Source organism: Pseudomonas sp. B21-040 (assembly GCF_024748695.1).
In the GTDB taxonomy this organism is placed as follows: Bacteria; Pseudomonadota; Gammaproteobacteria; order Pseudomonadales; family Pseudomonadaceae; genus Aquipseudomonas.
Genome location: NZ_CP087176.1, coordinates 5,199,217 through 5,220,587, shown reverse-complemented (window position 1 = coordinate 5,220,587; position 21,371 = coordinate 5,199,217). Strand labels below are relative to the sequence as shown.

At 58.4% G+C, this 21,371-nt stretch carries 20 protein-coding genes and 1 pseudogene; 16 read left to right on the top strand and 5 right to left on the bottom strand.

From position 1 onward, the window contains the following. Positions 1–22 precede the first annotated feature (22 nt). The 4 genes from secA to LOY55_RS23970 all read left to right on the top strand — a co-directional run bounded on the left by secA (position 23) and on the right by LOY55_RS23970 (position 5,817). The gene (gene secA, locus LOY55_RS23985; RefSeq protein WP_109785061.1) at positions 23–2,758 is read left to right on the top strand and encodes a preprotein translocase subunit SecA; all 2,736 of its coding nucleotides are present in this window, start codon (positions 23–25) and stop codon (positions 2,756–2,758) included. A gap of 119 nt (positions 2,759–2,877) precedes the next feature. Next, the gene (argJ, locus tag LOY55_RS23980) at positions 2,878–4,095 is read left to right on the top strand and encodes a bifunctional glutamate N-acetyltransferase/amino-acid acetyltransferase ArgJ (protein WP_046033276.1); all 1,218 of its coding nucleotides are present in this window, start codon (positions 2,878–2,880) and stop codon (positions 4,093–4,095) included. A gap of 148 nt (positions 4,096–4,243) precedes the next feature. After that, positions 4,244–4,876: a glutathione S-transferase family protein gene (locus tag LOY55_RS23975; RefSeq protein ID WP_109785267.1), complete on the top strand. Its 633-nt coding sequence runs from the start codon at positions 4,244–4,246 to the stop codon at positions 4,874–4,876. Then, a complete protein-coding gene (locus LOY55_RS23970; protein WP_258666975.1) occupies positions 4,873–5,817 on the top strand; it encodes a Nudix family hydrolase in 945 nt (314 codons plus the stop codon). The genes LOY55_RS23975 and LOY55_RS23970 overlap by 4 nt, the downstream gene beginning before the upstream one ends. Positions 5,818–5,945: 128 nt before the next feature. Here the strand turns inward: LOY55_RS23970 and LOY55_RS23965 are convergent, their stop codons facing one another. Genes LOY55_RS23965 through LOY55_RS23955 form a run of 3 tightly spaced genes read right to left on the bottom strand, consistent with a single transcriptional unit; the run spans position 5,946 to position 9,530 of the window. After that, positions 5,946–6,527: a cob(I)yrinic acid a,c-diamide adenosyltransferase gene (locus LOY55_RS23965; protein ID WP_109785063.1), complete on the bottom strand. Its 582-nt coding sequence runs from the start codon at positions 6,525–6,527 to the stop codon at positions 5,946–5,948. Positions 6,528–6,530: 3 nt separating this feature from the next. Next, complete coding sequence (locus LOY55_RS23960) at positions 6,531–8,567, bottom strand: ATP-binding protein (RefSeq protein ID WP_046033279.1); 2,037 nt, start codon at positions 8,565–8,567, stop codon at positions 6,531–6,533. A 45-nt stretch (positions 8,568–8,612) separates the two neighbouring features. Then, positions 8,613–9,530, bottom strand: coding sequence for a putative 2-dehydropantoate 2-reductase (locus LOY55_RS23955; protein ID WP_109785064.1), 918 nt, complete (start codon positions 9,528–9,530; stop codon positions 8,613–8,615). A gap of 140 nt (positions 9,531–9,670) precedes the next feature. On the opposite strand from LOY55_RS23955, the gene LOY55_RS23950 reads away from it, so the two are divergent. Then, positions 9,671–10,156 (top strand): YajQ family cyclic di-GMP-binding protein, encoded by a 486-nt coding sequence (locus LOY55_RS23950; RefSeq protein WP_007906601.1) that lies wholly within the window; start codon positions 9,671–9,673, stop codon positions 10,154–10,156. A gap of 129 nt (positions 10,157–10,285) precedes the next feature. After that, a complete protein-coding gene (locus tag LOY55_RS23945; protein WP_109785066.1) occupies positions 10,286–11,128 on the top strand; it encodes a mechanosensitive ion channel family protein in 843 nt (280 codons plus the stop codon). A 142-nt stretch (positions 11,129–11,270) separates the two neighbouring features. Here the strand turns inward: LOY55_RS23945 and LOY55_RS23940 are convergent, their stop codons facing one another. Continuing rightward, positions 11,271–12,614, bottom strand: a complete 1,344-nt coding sequence (locus LOY55_RS23940; RefSeq protein ID WP_258666973.1) for an OprD family porin — start codon at positions 12,612–12,614, stop codon at positions 11,271–11,273. 875 nt (positions 12,615–13,489) lie between these two features. Between LOY55_RS23940 and LOY55_RS23935 the strand changes: the two genes are divergently transcribed. Together LOY55_RS23935 and LOY55_RS23930 are read left to right on the top strand one after the other, a co-directional pair. After that, positions 13,490–13,915 (top strand): HIT domain-containing protein, encoded by a 426-nt coding sequence (locus LOY55_RS23935; protein WP_046033283.1) that lies wholly within the window; start codon positions 13,490–13,492, stop codon positions 13,913–13,915. Positions 13,916–13,918: 3 nt separating this feature from the next. Then, positions 13,919–14,125 carry a SlyX family protein gene (locus tag LOY55_RS23930; RefSeq protein ID WP_109785068.1) on the top strand — a complete coding sequence of 69 codons (207 nt, stop codon included), beginning with the start codon at positions 13,919–13,921 and terminating at the stop codon, positions 14,123–14,125. 64 nt (positions 14,126–14,189) lie between these two features. Here LOY55_RS23930 and LOY55_RS31050 read toward each other — a convergent pair whose 3' ends face one another. Next, the gene (locus LOY55_RS31050) at positions 14,190–14,792 is read right to left on the bottom strand and encodes a cold-shock protein (protein ID WP_046033284.1); all 603 of its coding nucleotides are present in this window, start codon (positions 14,790–14,792) and stop codon (positions 14,190–14,192) included. A 256-nt stretch (positions 14,793–15,048) separates the two neighbouring features. On the opposite strand from LOY55_RS31050, the pseudogene LOY55_RS23920 reads away from it, so the two are divergent. The 8 genes and pseudogenes from LOY55_RS23920 to ruvB all read left to right on the top strand — a co-directional run. Next, a pseudogene (locus LOY55_RS23920) lies at positions 15,049–15,168 on the top strand (DNA starvation/stationary phase protection protein); the annotation flags it as partial. Positions 15,169–15,436: 268 nt separating this feature from the next. Further along, the gene (locus LOY55_RS23915) at positions 15,437–15,775 is read left to right on the top strand and encodes a ribbon-helix-helix domain-containing protein (RefSeq protein WP_046033285.1); all 339 of its coding nucleotides are present in this window, start codon (positions 15,437–15,439) and stop codon (positions 15,773–15,775) included. Positions 15,776–15,911: 136 nt separating this feature from the next. Further along, positions 15,912–16,133 (top strand): FmdB family zinc ribbon protein, encoded by a 222-nt coding sequence (locus LOY55_RS23910; RefSeq protein WP_010457489.1) that lies wholly within the window; start codon positions 15,912–15,914, stop codon positions 16,131–16,133. A 106-nt stretch (positions 16,134–16,239) separates the two neighbouring features. Next, on the top strand, positions 16,240–18,015 hold the full coding sequence (gene aspS, locus LOY55_RS23905; RefSeq protein WP_077431376.1) for an aspartate--tRNA ligase: 1,776 nt from the start codon (positions 16,240–16,242) through the stop codon (positions 18,013–18,015). A 116-nt stretch (positions 18,016–18,131) separates the two neighbouring features. Next, positions 18,132–18,878: a YebC/PmpR family DNA-binding transcriptional regulator gene (locus LOY55_RS23900; protein WP_046033287.1), complete on the top strand. Its 747-nt coding sequence runs from the start codon at positions 18,132–18,134 to the stop codon at positions 18,876–18,878. Between the two features lie 155 nt (positions 18,879–19,033). Next, positions 19,034–19,558: a crossover junction endodeoxyribonuclease RuvC gene (ruvC, locus tag LOY55_RS23895; RefSeq protein ID WP_046032063.1), complete on the top strand. Its 525-nt coding sequence runs from the start codon at positions 19,034–19,036 to the stop codon at positions 19,556–19,558. A 116-nt stretch (positions 19,559–19,674) separates the two neighbouring features. After that, complete coding sequence (ruvA, locus tag LOY55_RS23890) at positions 19,675–20,292, top strand: Holliday junction branch migration protein RuvA (RefSeq protein ID WP_109785070.1); 618 nt, start codon at positions 19,675–19,677, stop codon at positions 20,290–20,292. Next, positions 20,293–21,354 (top strand): Holliday junction branch migration DNA helicase RuvB, encoded by a 1,062-nt coding sequence (gene ruvB / locus LOY55_RS23885; RefSeq protein ID WP_008027785.1) that lies wholly within the window; start codon positions 20,293–20,295, stop codon positions 21,352–21,354. It abuts the gene before it with no gap. Positions 21,355–21,371: the final 17 nt, after the last annotated feature.

Below are 21,371 nucleotides of genomic sequence, written 5' to 3'. Positions count from 1 at the left end.
TAGTGTGGAAGATCCTGCCGATATGTTTGCGCCTTTGTTAAAGAAACTTTTTGGAAGCAAGAACGAGCGTGAAGTCAAACGCATGCTCAAGACGGTGCAATTCGTCAATGCCTTCGAAGAGCAAATGGTGGCCCTTTCGGACGATCAATTGCGTGCCAAGACAGACGAGTTCAAGGCCCGCATCGCCAAAGGGGAAACCCTCGACAAGCTGTTGCCAGAAGCCTTTGCGGTCGCCCGCGAAGCCGGCAAGCGCGTCATGGGTATGCGCCACTTCGATGTCCAGCTGATCGGCGGCATGACCTTGCATGAAGGCATGATCGCGGAAATGCGTACCGGTGAAGGCAAGACCCTGGTGGCGACACTGGGTGTTTACCTCAACGCGCTGTCCGGCAAGGGCGTGCACGTTGTCACCGTGAACGACTACCTGGCCCGTCGTGACGCCAACTGGATGCGTCCGCTCTATGAGTTCCTCGGCCTGACGGTCGGTGTGGTCACGCCATTCCAGCCGCCGGAAGAGAAGCGCCTGGCTTACGCCGCCGACATCACTTACGGCACCAACAACGAATTCGGTTTCGATTACCTGCGCGACAACATGGCGTTCAGCATGGAAGAAAAATTCCAGCGCGAACTCAATTTTGCCGTAATCGACGAAGTCGACTCCATCCTCATCGACGAAGCCCGTACTCCGCTGATCATTTCCGGTCAGGCCGAGGACAGCTCCAAGCTGTACATCGAGATCAACAAACTGATCCCGCGGCTGGAATTGCACATCGAAGAAGTTGAAGGCGAAGTCACCAAGGCCGGCCACTACACCGTTGACGAGAAGACCCGTCAGGTCGAACTCAACGAAGCCGGTCACCAGTTCGTTGAAGAGTCGCTGACCTCCCTCGGCCTGCTGGCTGAAGGCGAAAGCCTGTATTCGGCGCACAACCTGAGCCTGCTGACTCACGTTTACGCCGGTCTGCGTGCGCACAAACTGTTCCACCGCAACGTCGAGTACATCGTGCAGGACGGTCAGGTTGTCCTGGTCGACGAACACACCGGTCGTACCATGCCGGGCCGTCGTTTGTCCGAAGGCCTGCACCAGGCTATCGAAGCCAAGGAAAACCTGAACATTCAGGCCGAAAGCCAGACCCTGGCATCGACCACGTTCCAGAACTACTTCCGTCTGTACAACAAACTGTCCGGCATGACCGGTACGGCTGACACCGAAGCGTTCGAGTTCCATCAGATCTATGGCCTGCAGGTCATGGTCATTCCGCCGAACAAGCCGCTGGCCCGTAAAGACTACAACGACCTGGTGTTCCTGACGGCCGACGAGAAGTACGCGGCCATCGTGGCGGACATCAAGGAAAGCATGGCCGCTGGCCGTCCGGTACTGGTCGGTACGGCGACCATCGAAACCTCCGAGCACATGTCCAGCCTGCTCGTGAAGGAAGGCATCGAACACAAGGTTCTGAACGCCAAGTTCCACGAAAAAGAAGCCGAGATCATTGCCCAGGCCGGTCGCCCAGGCGCACTGACCATCGCCACCAACATGGCCGGTCGTGGTACCGACATCCTGTTGGGCGGTAACTGGGAAGTGGAAGTGGCTTCCCTCGAAGATCCAACGCCAGAGCAGATCGCCCAGATCAAGGCCGACTGGCAGAAGCGTCACCAGCAAGTGCTCGAGTCGGGTGGCTTGCAGGTTATTGCTTCCGAACGTCACGAATCGCGCCGTATCGACAACCAGCTGCGTGGTCGTGCCGGTCGTCAGGGCGACGCCGGTTCCAGCCGTTTCTACCTGTCGCTGGAAGACAGCCTGATGCGTATCTTTGCCTCTGATCGGGTGAAGAACTTCATGAAGGCCCTGGGCATGCAGCCAGGCGAGGCGATCGAGCACCGCATGGTGACCAACGCCATTGAAAAGGCTCAACGCAAGGTTGAAGGCCGTAACTTCGACATTCGTAAGCAACTGCTCGAGTTCGACGACGTCAACAACGAACAGCGTAAAGTGATTTATCACATGCGTAACACGTTGCTGGCCGCTGACAACATTGGCGAGACCATCGCCGATTTCCGTCAGGACGTGCTCAATGCCACCATCAGCGCGCACATTCCACCGCAATCGCTGCCTGAGCAGTGGGACGTGGCCGGTCTGGAAGCGGCGTTGCAGAGCGACTTCGGTGTGGCGCTGCCGATCCAGCAATGGCTCGACGAAGACGATCACCTGTACGAAGAGACCCTGCGCGAGAAGCTGATGCAAGAGCTGATCGCGGCGTACAACGAGAAAGAAGACCAGGCGGGCGCCGAAGCGCTGCGCAGCTTCGAGAAGCAAATCGTTCTGCGCGTGCTGGACGACCTGTGGAAAGACCACCTGTCGACCATGGACCACCTGCGTCACGGCATCCACTTGCGTGGCTATGCCCAGAAGAACCCGAAGCAAGAGTACAAGCGCGAGTCGTTCACGCTGTTCTCCGAGCTGCTGGATTCGATCAAGCGCGACTCTATCCGTGTGCTGTCCCACGTTCAGGTTCGCCGCGAAGACCCGATCGAAGAAGAGCAACGCCTGCGTCAGGAAGCCGAAGCGCTGGCTGCTCGCATGCAGTTCCTGCACGAGGAAGCGCCGGGCCTGGAGCAACCTGAACAGTTGGGTGAAGAGATCGATGTGGCCCTTGCCACCGCTCCGGTTCGCAACGAGCAGAAGCTGGGCCGTAACGAGCTGTGCTACTGCGGTTCGGGCAAGAAGTTCAAGCATTGCCACGGGCAGATCCAGTAAACCCCGTTTCAATCGCTGAAATACCCGCGCCGCGACCGGCTTCAGCCGTCGCGGCGTTTTGCCATTTAACACCGCCGTTCATATGACGGGGATGACTACATTTTTTAAGGAGCGCATTCATGGCTGTTGGTCTTGGTCCTTTGCCAACGTTGCACCCGGTTGCCGGTTTTGAACTCGGTATTGCCTCGGCGGGCATCAAGCGCCCGGGGCGCAAGGATGTTGTGGTCATGCGCTGTGCCGAAGGCTCCACGGTCGCGGGCGTATTCACGCTGAACGCTTTTTGCGCAGCGCCGGTCATCCTGGCCAAGCAACGTGTGCAAGGCCCGGTGCGTTACCTGTTGACCAACACCGGCAATGCCAACGCCGGTACTGGCGAACCCGGCCTGGCCGCCGCCGAGCGTACTTGCGCCAAACTGGCTGAGTTGACCGGTGTCGACGCCAGCCTGGTGTTGCCGTACTCCACGGGTGTGATCGGCGAGCCGCTGCCGGTCGAGAAAATCGAAGGCGCGCTGCAAGCCGCTCTCGACGACCTGTCGATCCACAACTGGGAAGCGGCCGCCACCGGCATCATGACCACTGACACCCTGCCAAAGGGTGCCAGCCGCCAGTTTGAGCATGACGGTGTGACCATCACCGTGACCGGCATCAGCAAAGGCGCGGGCATGATCCGTCCGAACATGGCGACCATGCTCGGCTACATCGCCACCGACGCAAAAGTCTCCCGTGACGTGCTGCAAAACCTGCTGCTGGACGGTGCCAACAAGTCGTTCAACCGCATCACCATCGACGGCGACACGTCGACCAACGATTGCTGCATGCTGATCGCCACCGGTCAGGCGGCGCTGCCGGAAATTACCCGTGCCGAAGGCGAGTTGTTCGCCAAGTTGAAACAAGCGGTGTTCGAGGTGTGCATGGACGTGGCCCAGGCCATCGTTCGTGACGGCGAAGGCGCGACCAAGTTCGTCACCGTTGAAGTCAATGGCGGCGGCAATCACCAGGAATGCCTGGACGTTGGTTATACCGTGGCGCACTCGCCGCTGATCAAGACGGCGTTGTTTGCCTCCGATCCGAACTGGGGCCGCATCCTGGCAGCCGTTGGCCGTGCCGGCGTACCGAACCTGGACGTGAGCAAGATCGACGTGTTCCTCGGTGAAGTGTGCATTGCCAGCCGTGGCGCACGGGCCGCGACGTACACCGAAGCCCAGGGCGCTGCAGTGATGCAGCAGGAAGAGATCACCATCCGTATCGAGTTGGGTCGCGGCGACTGCAGCGAAACCATCTGGACCACCGACTTGTCCCACGAATACGTGAAAATCAACGCCGAGTACCGTACTTAAGACCGAGTCGCTCCTATCGCAGGCAAGCCTTGCTCCTACAGTTTTGTGTCGTTCACAACACACCCTGTAGGAGCAAGGCTTGCCCGCGATGAAGGACGACCAGACACTGAAGATTCCGGTCTGTACCCCTCATCAAAAGGTCCCGAACATGAGCCTCCACCTGATCATCGGCGACAAACTGCTTTCCTCCTGGTCGCTGCGTGGCGCCTTGGCCCTCGACCTGACGGGCGCGGCCTACACCGAAGAACTGATCAAGCTGGGTCAACCAGACACCCGCGCGCGCCTGCTCAAGCATTCGCCCGCCGGCAAGGTCCCGCTGCTGAAAACCGAACACGGTACCATCGCCGATTCCCTGGCCATCGCCGAGTATCTGGCGGAGCAGTTTCCCGAGGCGGGCCTCTGGCCCAAAGACACCGCCGCCCGTGCTCAGGCGCGTTCGGCCTGCGCGCAAATGCACTCCGGGTTCTTTGCCATGCGTGGCAACATGCCATTCGACCTGAGTCACGATGCGCCGCTGTCGCCAACAATTCCTGACGTCGAGGCCGACATCCAGCGCATGCTCGCGCTGTGGGCTGAATGCCGCGCGGTGGCCACCGATACCGGTCCGTTCCTGTTCGGCAGCGCGACGTTGGCCGATGCGATCTTCGCGCCAATTGCTGTACGTCTGCGCACCTATCAGGTGAAGTTGCCGGCAGCGGATGAAGCCTACGTCGAAACGATCTACCAGTGGCCGGCCTTCAAAGCCTGGCAAAAGGCGGGTCTGGAGGAGATAGGGCAGTGAAACGAGTCCATGTAGCTGCCGCGGTTATTCGTGATAACAGCGGCAAGATTCTTATCGCACGCCGTGCCGACACTCAGCATCAGGGTGGCTTGTGGGAGTTTCCCGGTGGCAAGGTCGAGGGTGACGAATCCGTCGAAACCGCACTGGCCCGTGAGCTTCACGAAGAGCTGGGCATTGTGGTCACCGCTGCGCGCCCCCTGATCAAGGTTCATCACGACTACCCGGACAAGCACGTGTTGCTGGACGTCTGGGAAGTTTCCGCGTTTACCGGCGACCCCCACGGCGCTGAAGGCCAGCCATTGTCCTGGGTGACGCCGCGGGAGCTGGTGGATTATGAGTTTCCCGCGGCCAATCAGCCGATCGTCGCGGCTGCACGGTTACCCGCCGAGTACTTGATTACCCCCGAAGACCTGGAAACCCCGGCATTGCTGCGCGGAATCCAGAAAGCCATCGCGGGGGGGATCAAGCTGATCCAGCTACGGGCTCCCAACGGCTACGATCCGAAGTACCGCGATCTGGCGGTGGATGCGGCAGGGCTGTGTGCCGGCAAGGCGCAGCTGATGATCAAGGGGCCTTTCGAATGGCTGGGAGACTTCCCGTCCGCCGGATGGCACATCACGGCGGCGCAGTTGCGCAAGTACGCAGCGGCGGGTCGACCGTTACCGGCCTCGCGCTGGTTGGCGGCGTCGTGCCACAACGCTGAAGAGCTGGCGCTGGCCGAGCAGATGGGCGTGGACTTTGTGACCCTGTCGCCGGTGCAGCCCACCCTGACTCATCCGGGTGCTGAGCCATTGGGTTGGGAGCAGGCTTCGGTGTTGATCGAAGGGTTCAGCAAGCCGGTGTTCCTGTTGGGCGGTGTTGGCCCGGCAGAGCGGCAACAAGCCTGGGAAGCAGGGGCGCAGGGTGTGGCGGGGATTCGGGCATTCTGGCCTGAGAGCTGAGCTGATCGTTCCCATGCTCTGCGTGGGAATGTATCCCTGGACGCTCTGCGTCCGCTTTTGGGACGCGGAGCGTCCCTTGCTGCATTCCCACGCAGAGCGTGGGAACGATCATGCGTGGGAACGATCAGCTAAACCTGAGGTTTAGCGGCCGCCTGCCAAAGTATCTCGGCAACTCCCTGGCGCTTGGCAATCAGCCGCGCCACCACAAACAGTAAATCCGACAACCGATTGATGTACGCCAGTCCAACCCCAGCCAACGGTTCAAGCGCATTCAACTGCTGGCACCGTCGCTCCGTGCTGCGCGCCAGGCTTCTGCACACGTGTGCCTGAGCGATCAACGCTGAACCGCCGGGCAGAATGAAATTCTCCAGCGGCCCCAACTCTTCATTCCAGCGATCAATCGCCGCTTCCAGGCGTTCGATTTCCGCGGCATCCAGTGCCTGATACACCGGCATAGCCAGTTCGCCGCCGAGGTCGAACAGCCGATGCTGGCAAGGCGCCAACACCTCGATCACCTCGTTCAAACCCGGGTATTGCGCGCTTTGGGCGGCCAAACCGGCCAGCAGCACGCCGACCTGACTGTTCAACGAATCGACTTCGCCAATCGCCTCGATTCGCGGGTGGTCCTTGGGTACCCGGCGACCATCTCCGAGCCCGGTTTCGCCTTTGTCGCCAGTGCGGGTGTAGATCTTCGACAAGCGAAAGCCCATGGGTTACCTCGATAGCTGATTGAGTTCTTGAGAGACGACCGGCGTACCCGACAAGGGCAGGCGCAACGTGAAACAGGTGCCTTGGCCCGGCGTCGACTGCACTTCCATCTGGCCCTTGTGATTGTTGGTGATGATGAAATAGGAGACCGACAGGCCCAGGCCCGTGCCCTGGCCGATTTCTTTGGTGGTGAAGAACGGCTCGAACGTACGTTTGCGCACGTTCTCGCTCATGCCGATGCCGTTGTCCTCGACCTGGATTTCGGCCCATGGCGGGTTCAGTCGGGTGCGCAGGATGATCCGCCCCGGTTCGCTGTCATCCTCGCGCTGGTGAATGGCCTGGGCCGCGTTTTTCAACAGGTTGAGCAGTACTTGTTCCAGTTCGTTGGCCGTACCGGGCACCGGACCCAGCGCCGGATCGAACTGGCGAATGATCGCCTGGCCCTTGAAGTCGAAACCGATCGCCAGATCAAAGTCGTTACCGGCGATGTCCACTGCTTGATCGATCAGTGCCGGCAGGTCGCACGGGGCCATTTGCCGGGTGCTGCGGCGGCTGAAACTGAGCATGTGCGTGACAATTTTCGCCGCACGGGCACCGGCCTGCTGAATGCCATCAAGCAGTTGCGGTACTTCGCGCACTTGCAGGTATTGGTTGACCGTTTCCAGCTCGATACCGATCTGCTCGGCTTGCTCCATGTTCTTCGGCAAGTCCGGCGACAGGCGTCGGCGTATGTTCTGCACGTTGTGCAGGATCGCGCCCAACGGGTTATTGATTTCGTGGGCCATGCCGGCGGCGAGGCCGCCTACGGAAAGCATTTTTTCCGACTGCACCATCATTTCTTCCAGGGACAGGCGCTGGGTAATGTCGTCGATGCGGATCACTACGCCACGCCCGGCACCGCCCATCAGCGGGTAAAAGGTCAGGGCGTAGTGTTTGGGCTCATCATCCTTGAACCACGTTACGCGCTCGATCTTGGCCACGGTGTGCTGCTCGACGGTTTGCTTGAGCTGCGGCAGAAACGGTTTCAGCGGTTCGAAGGCGAGGAAGATCGGCTGGTTCAAGGCTTCGTCCAGGCGTGTGCCGGACAAGGCGCTGGCTTCCTGATTCCACTGGGTCACGTAGAGCTGCTCGTCGAGGGCGATCAGTGCTGACGGCATGGAGTCGATGATGCTGTTGAGGTAGTTCTGGAAGCCTGTGAGTTTCTTTTCGATTTTGCTGCGCACCTGAACTTCGAGTTCCAGCTTGCGGTTGGTATGGCGCGTTTCTTCGGCAAGGCCTTGGGCTTGATCGTATGCAGCCTGGGAGTCGTCCCGGGCACGCTTGAGCTGCTGCTCCCGGGCCTCGATTCGCGAGAGCATGGTGTTGAACGCCTCGGCGAGGCTGCCGATTTCGTCATGGTTGCCACGGGAGGCGCGCAGTGCGTAGTTCTCTTCGCGGGTGACTTGCCGGGACAGTTCTTCAAGCTCATGGATAGGTCGGGTAATCAGGCGTTTGATCTGCCGTGCGATCACCAGCCACAACAGCACGCTGAAGATCAGAATGCCGAGGCTGGCGGTGAGGGTGCCGGTGTAGAACGCCATCGGCAATTCACTGCTGGCCACCAACAGCAAGTGGCCGGGATCGGTGCCGGGGCGGGGCAGGGTGATCAATTGATTGCTGCGGAACTCGGTCGCTTGCCAGGCTTCAATGTGCTGGTAGCGCCCCGGCAGGCTCAGTTTGTCGCCGTGCTGCAACTGCGCCAGCCGTTCACCCTTGCCGTCATAAAGGGCTGCCGCACGCAGCGGCGAGTAACTGTCGAGCTCCTTGAGCAGGCGTTCGGCGTTTTGTGGCGACTTCAAGGCGTCGGCCACCAGGCTCGGGTTGGACACCAGTCGGCCAATGGTTTGCAGGGCTTGGGGGGCCATGCTTTCCTGGGAGATGTAATACGACGCGCTGATGAAGGTCAGGTTGGCGACCAACAGGATGGTGATCAACAGCACCAGCAGGGCGGCCAGCAACTTCTGGCCGACGGGGAGGTTTTCGAGGCGCTGGCGCAATGGCATCAGGTTCGTCGCTTGAATGGAACAAGTGGCCAGCGTAGCCGCTGCTCAGTCGCTGGGCAATCCAAGGCTGTGCAGATGGGCAATCAGCCGCTGCTGCAGTTGATTAAGGTGGGGCAGCTTGACCTGGTGTCTCGCCGCAACTTTGCAGGCATAGCCCAGCAGATAGCTGATTTCGGTGCGCCGCTCACTCGCGACGTCCTGGTACATCGAGGAGTAATTGGCCGCCGTGGCATGGATCACTCGCTCGACCTCCTGCTGCAGGTCCTGGGCGGCAGCTGGCTGACCGCAGCACTCCAGCAGTTCGGTCAATTCGACGCAGAGGGTGGCGACTTCGCAGTGATGTTCCTGCAAACCGCCATTGCGACAGTTGTGCAAGACCGTCAGGGGATTGATCGCACAATTGAGCGCGAGTTTACGCCACAGCCTTCTCAGGATGTCGGTGCTCCACTCATGAGGAATCCCGGCGGCCGTCAAATCGTCCAGCCAGATCGGCGCCACTGGGTGGCCGGCATCGCCGAGCCACGTGTAACCGTGGCCGGCAAACACTACACGCCAGTCACCCTCCCGAAAGGCGCCTTCCGTACTCGATGCGCTCACGCAACGGGCTTGCGGCACCAGCGCCGCGACGGCGTCCTGACTGCCAAGGCCGTTCTGCAACAGGATCAGTTCGGCGTCCGGCGTCAGGCGCGACGCCAGTTGCGCGACGGCTTTCTCGGCGTCGTAGGCCTTGCAGGCGACCAGCAAGCGGCTGATCGGCCCCACGCTGTCCGGTGTTTCGCCGGGGATGTCATAAGTGCGGGCTTCGCCGTGTTCGACCAGGGTCAAGCCGCCAGCAGCTTGATAGGCCTGCAAACGCTGTTCACTGCGAACGATCAGCCTGACCGGCAATCCGGCCCGCGCCAGACGCGTGGCCCACAACGTGCCGAGGCTGCCGGCGCCCAATACATGCCAAGGGGTCGACATCAGCTTTTTATCCGGTTTGTGGCAGGCATGTGAGGCTCGCAGTATGGCTTGGAAAAGACCCGTTATAATGAGCCCGATTTTAACCGCAAGCCAAGCGCGCGCCATTGCAATCGAGCGCGCCTTTTTATTGGAGAGATTACATGCCGTCGTTCGACGTGGTATCCGAACTGGACAAACACGAAGTCACCAACGCGGTCGAAAACGCCGTCAAGGAACTCGATCGTCGTTATGACCTGAAGGGCAAGGGTACTTTTGAGTTCAAGGAAAAGGACCTGACCGTCAACTTGACCGCCGAGGCCGACTTCCAGCTCGAAGCGATGATCGAGATCCTCAAGCTCGCGCTGGTCAAGCGCAAAATTGACGTGCAGTGCCTTGAAGTCAAGGATGCCTATGCGTCGGGCAAGCTGATGAAGCAGGAAGCGGTCCTCAAGGAAGGCATCGACAAAGAACTGGCGAAGAAGATCGTCGCTCACGTCAAAGACGCCAAGCTCAAGGTTCAGGCCGCCATTCAGGGCGAGCAAGTGCGCATTACCGGCAAGAAACGTGACGATTTGCAGGAAGCCATCGCCGCCCTTCGTGCCAAGACGTTCGACATGCCGCTGCAGTTCAACAACTTCCGCGACTGATCGACCAAGTGGGAACCTCTCGGCGTTTTCGGCGTCCGAGGCCCAAGCAACGGCAGAAATGATTGAGCCCCTGGGGTTTGGTCTTTCTGCCGCTCATTTTTTAGCGTGCCGGAAGTCAGGAGAAACAAGATGGATTTGAATGCTGAAGTGGACAACCTGGTCAAGGCTTCCCAAGCCTGGATTCCAATGATCATGGAATACGGCAGCCGCGTGTTGCTGGCCGTCATCACGCTGGCCATCGGTTGGTGGCTGATCAATAAAGTGACGCAAAAACTCGGCGGCTTGCTGGCGTTGCGCAATGCAGATCTTGCGCTGCAAGGGTTCATCAGCAGCCTGGCGAACATCATTCTCAAGGTTTTGCTGATTGTCAGCGTGGCCTCGATGATTGGCGTGGAAACTACCTCGTTTGTCGCAGCGATCGGTGCCGCCGGTCTGGCCATTGGTCTGGCCTTGCAAGGCAGCCTGGCCAACTTCGCGGGCGGCGTGCTGATTCTGTTGTTCCGTCCGTTTCGTATCGGTGACTGGATTGAAGCTCAGGGGGTTGCCGGTACTGTCGACAGCATTCAGATCTTCCATACCGTACTGCGTACCGGCGATAACAAAACCATCATCGTACCTAACGGCAACTTGTCGAACGGCATCATCACCAATACCAATCGTCAACCCACGCGCAAAGTAGTGTTCGATGTAGGTGTCGATTACGAAGCGGACTTGCAGAAGGCACGTGAAGTACTGCTGGAATTGGCCAAAGATCCACGCGTATTGGCAGATCCGGCACCTCAGGCTGTTGTTTCTACCTTGGGTGACAGTTCGATCACTCTTTCGCTTCGCGTCTGGGTAAAGACGGCGGATTATTGGGACGTGATGTTTATGTTCAACGAACAGTCCCGTGATCGTTTGAAAACTGCTGGTGTTGATGTTCCTTTGCCACAACGGATGATTCGTGTGGTTCAGGAATCTGCAGTGCAGTGATTGTTTTTTGATCATATCTGACTCTTTGGTCAGGCATGTTTCTCACGGATTTGATCTTTTCAGCGCATTGTTTGTTGTCCACGAAAAAAGGCCCATCCGAAGATGGGCCTTTTTTTGATTACCGCTAATTAACGTTCTGCAATTACAGAATGTTGAGCGGGTAGTCGGTGATCAGGCGGAACTCAGCGATATCGCCCTCGCCTTCGTCTGCGTTGGCGGAGTGCCATGCTTGACGGATGCGGAACGACAGATCTTTAGCCGGGCCGGATTGGATTACGTATTTAACTTCCACGTTGGTTTCGTGGTGTTTGCCGTCTGCACCGTACATGCCAGCATAAGTGCTGCCTACTGGGGTGTTGGTGCCGTCGATGTCCCAACCTTTCACGTAACGGGTCATAAAGCTCAGACCAGGTACGCCGTATTCGGCCATTTTCAGGTCGTAACGGGCTTGTACCGACTTCTCGCCAGGGGCGTTGAAGTCAGAGTACTGGATGGAGTTGGCGAGGAAAATCGAGTCGCCGCCTTTGTTGTTGTCACCCACCCCGATGTAGTCGAACGGGGTGTCGCCGTTAATTTTCTGGAAGCCCAGGGTGATGGTGTGTGCTTTCAGGAACGAGAAGGCAGCGGCCAGCGAGTAGGCGTTGTTGCTGATAGGGCCAGCTTTAGCGTTACCGGTGTCCTTGGTGTTGTAGTAGTTACCGTCGAAGTTGATCGACTCATCGCCGCCCAGTGGGAGCGTGTAGTTCGCGTTGGCGTAGTACTGGTTCCAGATGTCTTCGAGCTTGGCGCCGTAGAGCGAGAAGCTCAGGCTGTCGCTGACGCCATACTTGCCACCGAAATAGTCGATCGAGTTGGCTTGGATGCCATTACCGCCATTGGCGTAGGTAGCCCACAGGCTGCCATCGCGGGCGTTTGCGTTCTGGCTAGTCGACGAGTAAAAGTGGCCGCCTTCGAGGTCAAGGTCTTTGACTTCGCTGCTCTGCAGTTGGATACCGCTGGCAGTTTGGTGAAGGATACGCGAACCGCCAACAGCGAACACCGGTGCGGTGCTAGGCTGCATGTCGCCGATTTTCAGCTCGGTCTTGGAGATGCGGAACTTGGCAGCAGCGCCGGCTTTGCCTTGGCTGTCGTTGTTTTCGCCCTGATCGTTAAGGCTCAGGTTACCCGAACCGGCGTACTTGTCGGAACCGTCGAGTTTGATTGCCAGTTGGCCCCAGGCTTCAACGCCAACACCGATCAGACCTTGGGTGTAGCCAGAGCTGTACATGCCCTGAATGCCCTGGGTCCAGTCTTTGTCGTCGAAGTTTTTGGGACCTGTCTTATTGCGGTTGAAATAGTAGTTGCGAACCAGCAAGTCGAGCTTGCTGTCTTCAACAAAACCTTTGGCTTCTGCCTGGTCGCTTACGAAAGGTGCGGCTACTGCCAACTGAGTACTGGCTGCTGCTGCAACTGCCAGTGCGATCATGCTCCACTTCATCACGCGCATCGTGATTTGCTCCTTTGGTTTTAGAAGAGTACTGCCGTCCCACCTGATTTATTATCTGGGCGGCTCTTTCTTTTTGTGTCGGCGCAAACTTATATCACGCCGACCATGTTGGCGATACTTGCGTATCTAACCTTTCAGCTTCTTTACGACCGTGTCGCAAACAGCTTGGTAGATGTCGCAAATTTACAGCCTCAATGCAAGCGGGCCGGCAACTTTAACGTTGTTTTCCAGGGCTTGAACATCGGTAAAAAGAGTCCTTGGTGAAACGTTTGAATCTCCATTGGGCAACCCTGCCGCTGTTTTTATTTGCCTTGAACCTTCCACTTCCAGCAGAGGCATCCAAGGCGATGTGGGTGTGAATGCAACAAGCGTGCACAAATCAGACATTTGTAGCGATTTTTTTCTGATAGCCCGCCTGACGCTGTAAAAACCTCATAAAACCGGGCGTTTCAAGCACTTATTGTTCGGGCTTGACGCCAGGGAATGCATCGTGCATCAACATTTTTCGCGACGCCGTGACAACCAAAAATGTTACCGGTTCACCCCGCTAGTGAGTAAATGGCGGATGCTGACGCAATCAGCGTAGACGAGCTGTGCGGTTTTGGTGCAAAAAATTTTAATTGCTGTACTGATTTCATACAGTGCTGTCATTTGGCCGAATCGAACGCATCGTTGTTAATCAAGTATTTCGGCGTTTTGGCTCGGGTCGTGGGTTCTGAAATGGTGCGTTTGGGCAATAAGTGACTCATGGCGGGGCGAGTGCCGGGTCGTGAAGCTAGCGCCGTTCACAGGTATGCTGCCGTCCTGTCGCTTGGCGCACCGTCCCTCGGGAGGGGCGCTAAGCTGAAATTGAGAACCCGGCGGGAGTGCGCACAGTGTTCGCTTTAGATCCACGGCTCCAACAAGACACGTTACCGATCGGGGATTTCCCGCTTTGCCGGTTGCTGTTGTCTAACGATTCGAATTACCCCTGGTTCATCCTGGTGCCTCGTCGCGACGATATCAGCGAGATATTTCAGTTGGATGGCGCCGATCAGCAACAGTTGTGGCAGGAGACGACCGCATTGGCGGAAACCCTCAAGGATTCGTTCGACGCCGACAAGTTGAATGTCGCGGCCTTGGGTAATGTCGTCAGTCAGTTGCACATGCATGTGATTGTGCGCAAGCAGGACGACGCCGCCTGGCCGGCTCCGGTCTGGGGCAAGCTGCCCGCCAAACCCTACAACGCAGATCAGATTGCCGCGATTCGCGAGCGGCTGCGTTTGGTATTAACCGAAGACTTTACGTTTCTGGAGGGTTGAAACATGAGCCTGGAAGAACGCGTTACCGATCTGGAGAGCCAATTGGCCTTTCAGGATGACACCATCCAGGCATTGAGCGATGTGCTGGCGACCCAGCAGCGCGCCGTTGAGCGCCTGCAGTTGCAAATGGCAGCACTGCTCAAGCGGCAGGAAGAAATGGCTGGCCAGTTCGACACCTTTGAAGAAGAAGCGCCACCACCGCATTACTAAAATGCGTGCAATAAAAAACCGCGAACAGCCAGCCTGGCTGTTCGCGGTTTTTTTTAGCCTTGGATCAGCGGCGCGGCAGTGCGGCGATCACATCTTCGGCTTGCAGGCCTTTGTCGCGGTTCATGACAGAGAACTCCACGCGCTGGCCTTCGACCAGAACACGGTGACCTTCACCGCGAATGGCCCGGAAATGCACGAAAATATCATCGCCGGAGTCGCGGGAAATAAAGCCGAAGCCTTTGGAGGTGTTGAACCATTTTACGGTGCCGGTATCGCGGTTGCTCATGTCATAGCTTGGCGAGGCGGCGGCCGGTGAAGATTTGTAGAAGCTGACACCCAGGTGCAGTAAAACGCCGGCCAGGGCAGCCACCAGGCTGAACAGAACGGCAGGCTGGCCGGCGATGACAGGCATCGGCGCGAGCAGCGTCAGGATTTGCAGGAAGACAGCCAGCACCAGCAGAGCGCTGACCAGGTTTTGCAGTTGGTGACGCGGGCCTTTGTTCCAGTAAGGGATGACAGGAGCAAGGGTGAGGTTCAGCAGGCCGAAAAAGGCCAGGTACAGTGCATCGGGTTGTTGCAGGTAAGGTACCGCTTCAGATCGCAGGCTAGGGATGAAGGACAGCAGCAGGGCTGCTGCGCCCGTTAGCAAGTGGACGATTTTCAACATTTTGATTAACTCACGTTAAGACGGATCACAAGGAAGAGCTGATTGAGTACGGTTCGCTTCAGAACAATAAGAGGCGTTGGGCACGTACCCGCTATCAGCCTATGCGCAGCCCCCGGAAAATAGGCGGCAGCGACACACGGTCTATTTAACAGCAAAGCCTGCAGCTACTCAAATCAGGCAGTCAGGCGGTGCTGTGGGGGGCGATTTGTCCTGGGTCAGGGCGTCATTCGGGGCGGCGGGATGTCGGCAGGTTTGTTATGCGCGGCTTTCTTCTATTAAGGAAGAGGTCGGAGTGCTCACCGCCGATCTGCTGACCCAGCGCATGCAGGTCCACGAGAAAGCCGCCTGGATGTTACGGTCCTTGCTGGATCAGTAATCTCGCCAGTACGCGAATGATGCCGTTGAGGTGTCGTTCGCGTTTTGTCCTTCTACTTCTTCAAGTCGCTTTTGTGCGGGTTAAAACTCGCCTGGGCATGTAGGAAAACGGCCGGCCTAGGACGGTCTCCATGATCCCCCTTCAACTGTTGGCTTATCCTACGTCGAGGGTCATAAAGTCATCTGGATATACCTTTGCGCCTGCGCTTTTATAAGGAAACAGAACGTGCTCTTACAGAAAGCAAGGATGGCAAAGGAGTGTCAACGATATGGATTACGAAGACAGGTTTGGCGAAGGGAGGCTCGGCCCTGCCCGGGATATAAGGGTTGATCCGTTCGTCAGTGAATTTGATATGGGGCTGGCCCGGCCGTTGTCCCGTTCGGTGCGCTTGAATGGTTTTGCGACCTGCTTGCGGCTTGAACAGGTCTATTGGGATATTTTGGGCGATATGGCCAAGGTCAATTGCTGTTCGGTCAGCGCGCTGTTGTCCCATGTGGACCGCGAAGTGCATTTGCGTCACGGCGGGGTCAGGAACTTTACCGGGCTGGTGCGGGTTGTCTGCGTCGTGCGCAGCTTGAAGGAAGGGGGCTGCATTGCGGCGCCTTAGCCGCAGCGACGTAGAGGGTTGAGTGTCAGTCTGTGCAGTCTTACGGCTGCACAGGCTGCATTTAATGGATATAATCCCGCTCTTTGCCGCAAAACCCAGCGTGTGCGGTAGCAATCTGATCGCCGAGACAACCCCCATGCCGATGTACGACTATCAATGTGCTTCCTGTGGTCATCAGTTGGAAGCCATTCAAAAGATCAGCGCAGCACCGCTGGTCGACTGCCCTGCCTGCCAGGCGCCAGAGCTTAAAAAGATGCTGTCCATGCCAGGTTTCCGCCTCAGCGGCACCGGCTGGTACGAAACCGATTTCAAGACCGGCTCGAAGAAGAACCTGGCCGGCGGCGACAAAGCTGACTAGGGTCTAGGGCCTGAGTTGAACCACACGCGTGAGCTCTTGCATCATCCGCAGCCTGATGTGCAGGACTCCAACCGAATTTCGAATTACGAGAAGTGAAACCACTACCATGATGCGCAGCCATTATTGCGGCCAACTGAACGAAAGCCTGGACGGCCAGGAAATTACCCTTTGCGGATGGGTCCACCGTCGCCGTGACCACGGTGGGGTGATTTTCCTCGATATCCGTGATCGTGATGGTCTGGCCCAGGTAGTGTTCGACCCGGACCGCGCTGAATCCTTCGCCGCCGCCGATCGCGTGCGCAGCGAGTACGTCGTGAAGATCACCGGCAAGGTTCGCCTGCGCCCGGCTGGTGCGACCAACGCCAACATGGCGTCGGGCATGATCGAAGTCCTCGGCTACGAACTGGAAGTGCTGAACGAGTCGGAAACCCCGCCGTTCCCGCTGAACGAGTTCTCCGATGTCGGCGAAGAAACCCGCCTGCGCTATCGCTTCCTTGACCTGCGTCGCCCGGAAATGGCCGAGAAGCTGCGTTTGCGTTCGCGCATGACCACCAGCATCCGTCGCTTCCTCGACGAGAACGGCTTCCTCGACGTCGAGACGCCGATCCTGACCCGCGCGACCCCTGAAGGTGCTCGCGACTACCTGGTGCCGAGCCGTACTCACGCCGGTTCGTTCTTCGCCTTGCCGCAATCGCCACAGCTGTTCAAGCAACTGCTGATGGTGGCTGGCTTCGACCGTTACTACCAGATCGCCAAGTGCTTCCGCGACGAAGACCTGCGTGCCGACCGTCAGCCTGAGTTCACCCAGATCGACATCGAGACCAGCTTCCTCGATGAAAACGAGATCATGGGCATCACCGAAAAAATGATCCGCAACCTGTTCAAGGAAGTGCTGGACCTGGAATTCGGCGACTTCCCGCACATGACCTTCGCAGAAGCCATGCGTCGTTACGGTTCCGACAAGCCAGACCTGCGTAACCCGCTGGAACTGGTTGACGTTGAAGATCAACTGAAAGAAGTCGACTTCAAGGTGTTCAGCGGCCCGGCCAACGACCCGAAATGCCGCATTGCCGCGTTGCGCGTTCCAGGCGCTGCGAGCATGCCGCGCAAGCAGATCGACGACTACACCAAGTTCGTCGGCATCTACGGTGCCAAGGGCCTGGCGTACATCAAGGTCAACGAGCGCGCCAAAGGCGTCGAAGGCCTGCAATCGCCAATCGTGAAGAACATCCCTGAAGCCAACCTCAATGTGATCCTGGATCGCGTTGGCGCGGTTGACGGCGACATCGTGTTCTTCGGTGCTGACAAAGCCAAGATCGTCAGCGAGGCCCTGGGCGCGCTGCGGATCAAGGTAGGTAACGACCTGGAGCTGCTGACCTGCAAGTGGGCGCCAATGTGGGTCGTCGACTTCCCGATGTTCGAAGAAAACGACGACGGCAGCTTCACTGCCTTGCACCACCCGTTCACCGCGCCGAAGTGCACCCCGGAAGAACTGGAAGCCAACCCGGCGACCGCTCTGTCCCGTGCCTACGACATGGTGCTGAACGGCACTGAGCTGGGTGGCGGTTCGATCCGTATCCACCGCAAGGAAATGCAGCAGACCGTATTCCGCCTGCTGGGAATCAACGAAGCGGAACAGGAAGAGAAGTTCGGCTTCCTGCTCGACGCCCTGAAGTACGGCGCACCGCCGCACGGTGGCCTGGCCTTCGGTCTGGATCGTCTGGTGATGCTGATGACCGGCGCCCAGTCGATCCGTGAAGTGATCGCCTTCCCGAAAACCCAGAGCGCGGCAGACGTCATGACTCAGGCACCGGGTCAGGTTGATGCCAAGGCACTGCGCGAATTGCACATTCGCCTGCGCGAAACGCCAAAGGCTGAGTAAGGCTGACCGCAAAGGCGCATCCTTGCCGGATGCGCCTTTTCTTTAGGTCGAGATTTTTTTGTTGCTGGCCGACAATCTGTGGCGGGCAATGTTTCAAAGAGAATTCGGAGCGAGTTATGGCGGGTCATTCCAAGTGGGCGAACATCAAGCACCGCAAAGAACGTCAGGATGCCAAGAAGGGCAAGATTTTCACCAAGTGGATTCGTGAACTGACCGTTGCTGCCCGTCAGGGCGGTGGTGACCCGGGTTCCAACCCGCGTTTGCGTCTGGCGCTGGACAAGGCCCTTGGCGCGAACATGAGCCGCGATATCATCGATCGCGCGGTCGCACGCGGTGCCGGTGCTGCCGACACCGACGACATGGTCGAGCTGACCTACGAAGGCTACGGCCCGGGTGGCGTGGCGGTGATGGTCGAGTGCATGACCGACAACCGTAATCGCACCGCCGCCGCGGTTCGCCACGCTTTCAGTAAATGTGGTGGCAACCTCGGCACCGACGGTTCCGTGGCCTATCTGTTCGAGCGCAAAGGGCAGATTTCCTTCGCCCCAGGCGTTGACGAAGATGCCTTGATGGAAGCGGCCATGGAAGCCGATGCCGATGACGTGGTTACCCATGAAGACGGCTCCATCGATGTATTCACTTCGTTTGCCGGTTTCTATTCCGTGCGTAATGCGCTGGAAGCGGCCGGTTTCAAAGGTGAAGACGCAGAAATCGTGATGCTGCCCACTACCAGCGCCGAGCTGGACCTGGAAGGCGCCGAGAAGGTGCTCAAGCTGATCGACATGCTTGAAGACCTGGATGACGTGCAGAACGTCTACTCCAACGCGGACATTCCGGAGTCGGTGGCTGCACAGCTGGGTTAAGGGCGACTAGGATTTAATGTGGGAGCTGGCTTGCCTGCGATGGCATCACCTCGGTGTATCAGACAGACCGAGGTGATGCCATCGCAGGCAAGCCAGCTCCCACAATTGTTATTCGCTGAATTGAATATCGTGCTTTCACTGAACCCGCAGGCGTTATGACTTTAATCCTTGGTATCGACCCCGGTTCGCGCATCACCGGTTATGGCGTGGTACGCGATACCGGCCGTGGCTGCGTTTATGTGGCATCGGGTTGCATTCGAACCGGCTCTGGCGAATTGCACGAGCGTCTGCAAATCGTCTATCGGGGCGTGCGGGAAGTCATTCAGACCTATGGTCCTGTGACCATGGGCATCGAAAAGGTCTTTATGGCACGCAACGCAGACTCCGCGCTGAAGCTGGGTCAGGCCCGGGGTGCGGCGATTGTGGCGGGTGCCGAAGAAAACCTGGAAATAGCCGAGTACACCGCAACCCAGGTCAAACAAGCCGTGACCGGCACCGGTGCGGCGAATAAAGAACAAGTGCAGATGATGGTCATGCACATGCTGAAACTGACCAGCAAGCCGCAAATCGATGCGTCGGATGCCCTGGCCATCGCCATTTGCCATGCGCATACCCGGTCCAGTCTGTTACCCCATGGCCTTGGCGCGGCACGCAGTCGTGGCGGGCGCTTGCGTCTCTGATAGCATCAGCAATCATTTTTTGCGGAATGAGGTTTTTCGTGTCTGTGTCGTCGACGCGACCCCTCGCTCTGTCGGTCGCCAGGCATTGATCTGGCCAACGCTCAAGGATCTGAAACGTGATTGGACGCTTGCGCGGCACACTGGCTGAAAAACAGCCGCCGCACCTGATTCTGGATGTAAACGGTCTGGGGTATGAGTTGGAGGTGCCCATGACCACGTTGTATCGCTTGCCGTCGGTCGGTGAACCGCTGACCTTGCACACCCACTTGGTCGTACGCGAAGACGCGCAGTTACTCTATGGTTTCGCCAGCAAGCGAGAGCGAGACTTTTTTCGCGAGTTGATCCGTCTCAATGGTGTCGGGCCAAAATTGGCGCTGGCGTTGATGTCGAGTCTGGAAGTCGATGAGCTGGTCCGTTGCGTGCAGTCCCAGGACACCTCGGCGCTGACCAAGGTGCCGGGCGTGGGCAAGAAGACGGCCGAACGTTTGCTGGTGGAACTCAAGGACCGCTTCAAGGCCTGGGAAACCGTGCCGACGATGTTCGCGCTGGTGCCAAACCAGCCTGGCGGGCCGGACGCGCCAGCTCCGGTGGCTACCGCCGAAAACGACGCGGTCAGCGCGCTGATTTCCCTGGGCTACAAGCCTCAGGAAGCCAGCAAGGCGATTTCTGCGATCAAGGAGAAAGGCTTGAGCAGTGAAGACCTGATTCGTCGTGCCCTGAAGGGAATGATTTAAGTGATTGAAGCCGATCGTCTGATTGCCGCCACCCCCGGTCCTCGTGACCGCGAGGAAGTCCAGGACCGGGCGATTCGTCCTGTCAGCCTGGCCGAATACATCGGCCAGCCGACTGTTCGCGAGCAAATGGAGTTGTTCATCCAGGCCGCGCGTGGGCGCAACGAGTCTCTGGACCACACGCTGATTTTCGGTCCGCCCGGTTTGGGCAAGACCACGCTGGCGAACATCATCGCCCAGGAAATGGGCGTGTCGATCAAGAGCACGTCAGGGCCGGTCCTCGAGCGTCCGGGTGACCTGGCCGCGTTGTTGACCAATCTTGAACCCCATGACGTGCTGTTCATCGACGAGATCCATCGCCTGTCGCCGATTGTCGAAGAAGTGCTGTACCCGGCCATGGAGGATTTCCAGCTCGACATCATGATCGGCGAAGGCCCGGCCGCGCGTTCGATCAAGCTTGATTTGCCGCCGTTCACCCTGGTGGGCGCAACAACGCGTGCCGGTATGCTGACCAACCCGCTGCGCGATCGCTTCGGCATCGTCCAGCGCCTGGAGTTCTACAGCACCGCGGACCTGGCAACGATTGTCAGCCGTTCGGCGAACATACTGGGCTTGCCGCTGGACCCGGAGGGTGCGTTTGAAATCGCCCGGCGTGCTCGCGGTACGCCACGTATTGCCAATCGCCTGCTGCGCCGAGTGCGCGATTTCGCCGAAGTTCGTGCCAAGGGGCACATTACCAAGCCGATCGCTGATCTCGCCTTGAATCTGCTGGATGTCGACGAGCGTGGCTTCGATCATCAGGACCGGCGCCTGCTGCTGACCATGATCGAGAAGTTCGACGGTGGGCCGGTCGGGGTGGATAGCCTGGCCGCCGCCATCAGCGAAGAACGCCACACCATCGAAGATGTGCTGGAGCCGTATCTGATCCAGCAGGGCTACATCATGCGCACCCCTCGGGGGCGAGTTGTCACCCGGCATGCGTATTTGCACTTCGGTTTAAATATTCCGTCACGATTGGGTGAAATGCCCGTGGTAGACGAGTTCCTGGATGCCGTTGACGATTAATATCCTTTGCGCGCTGA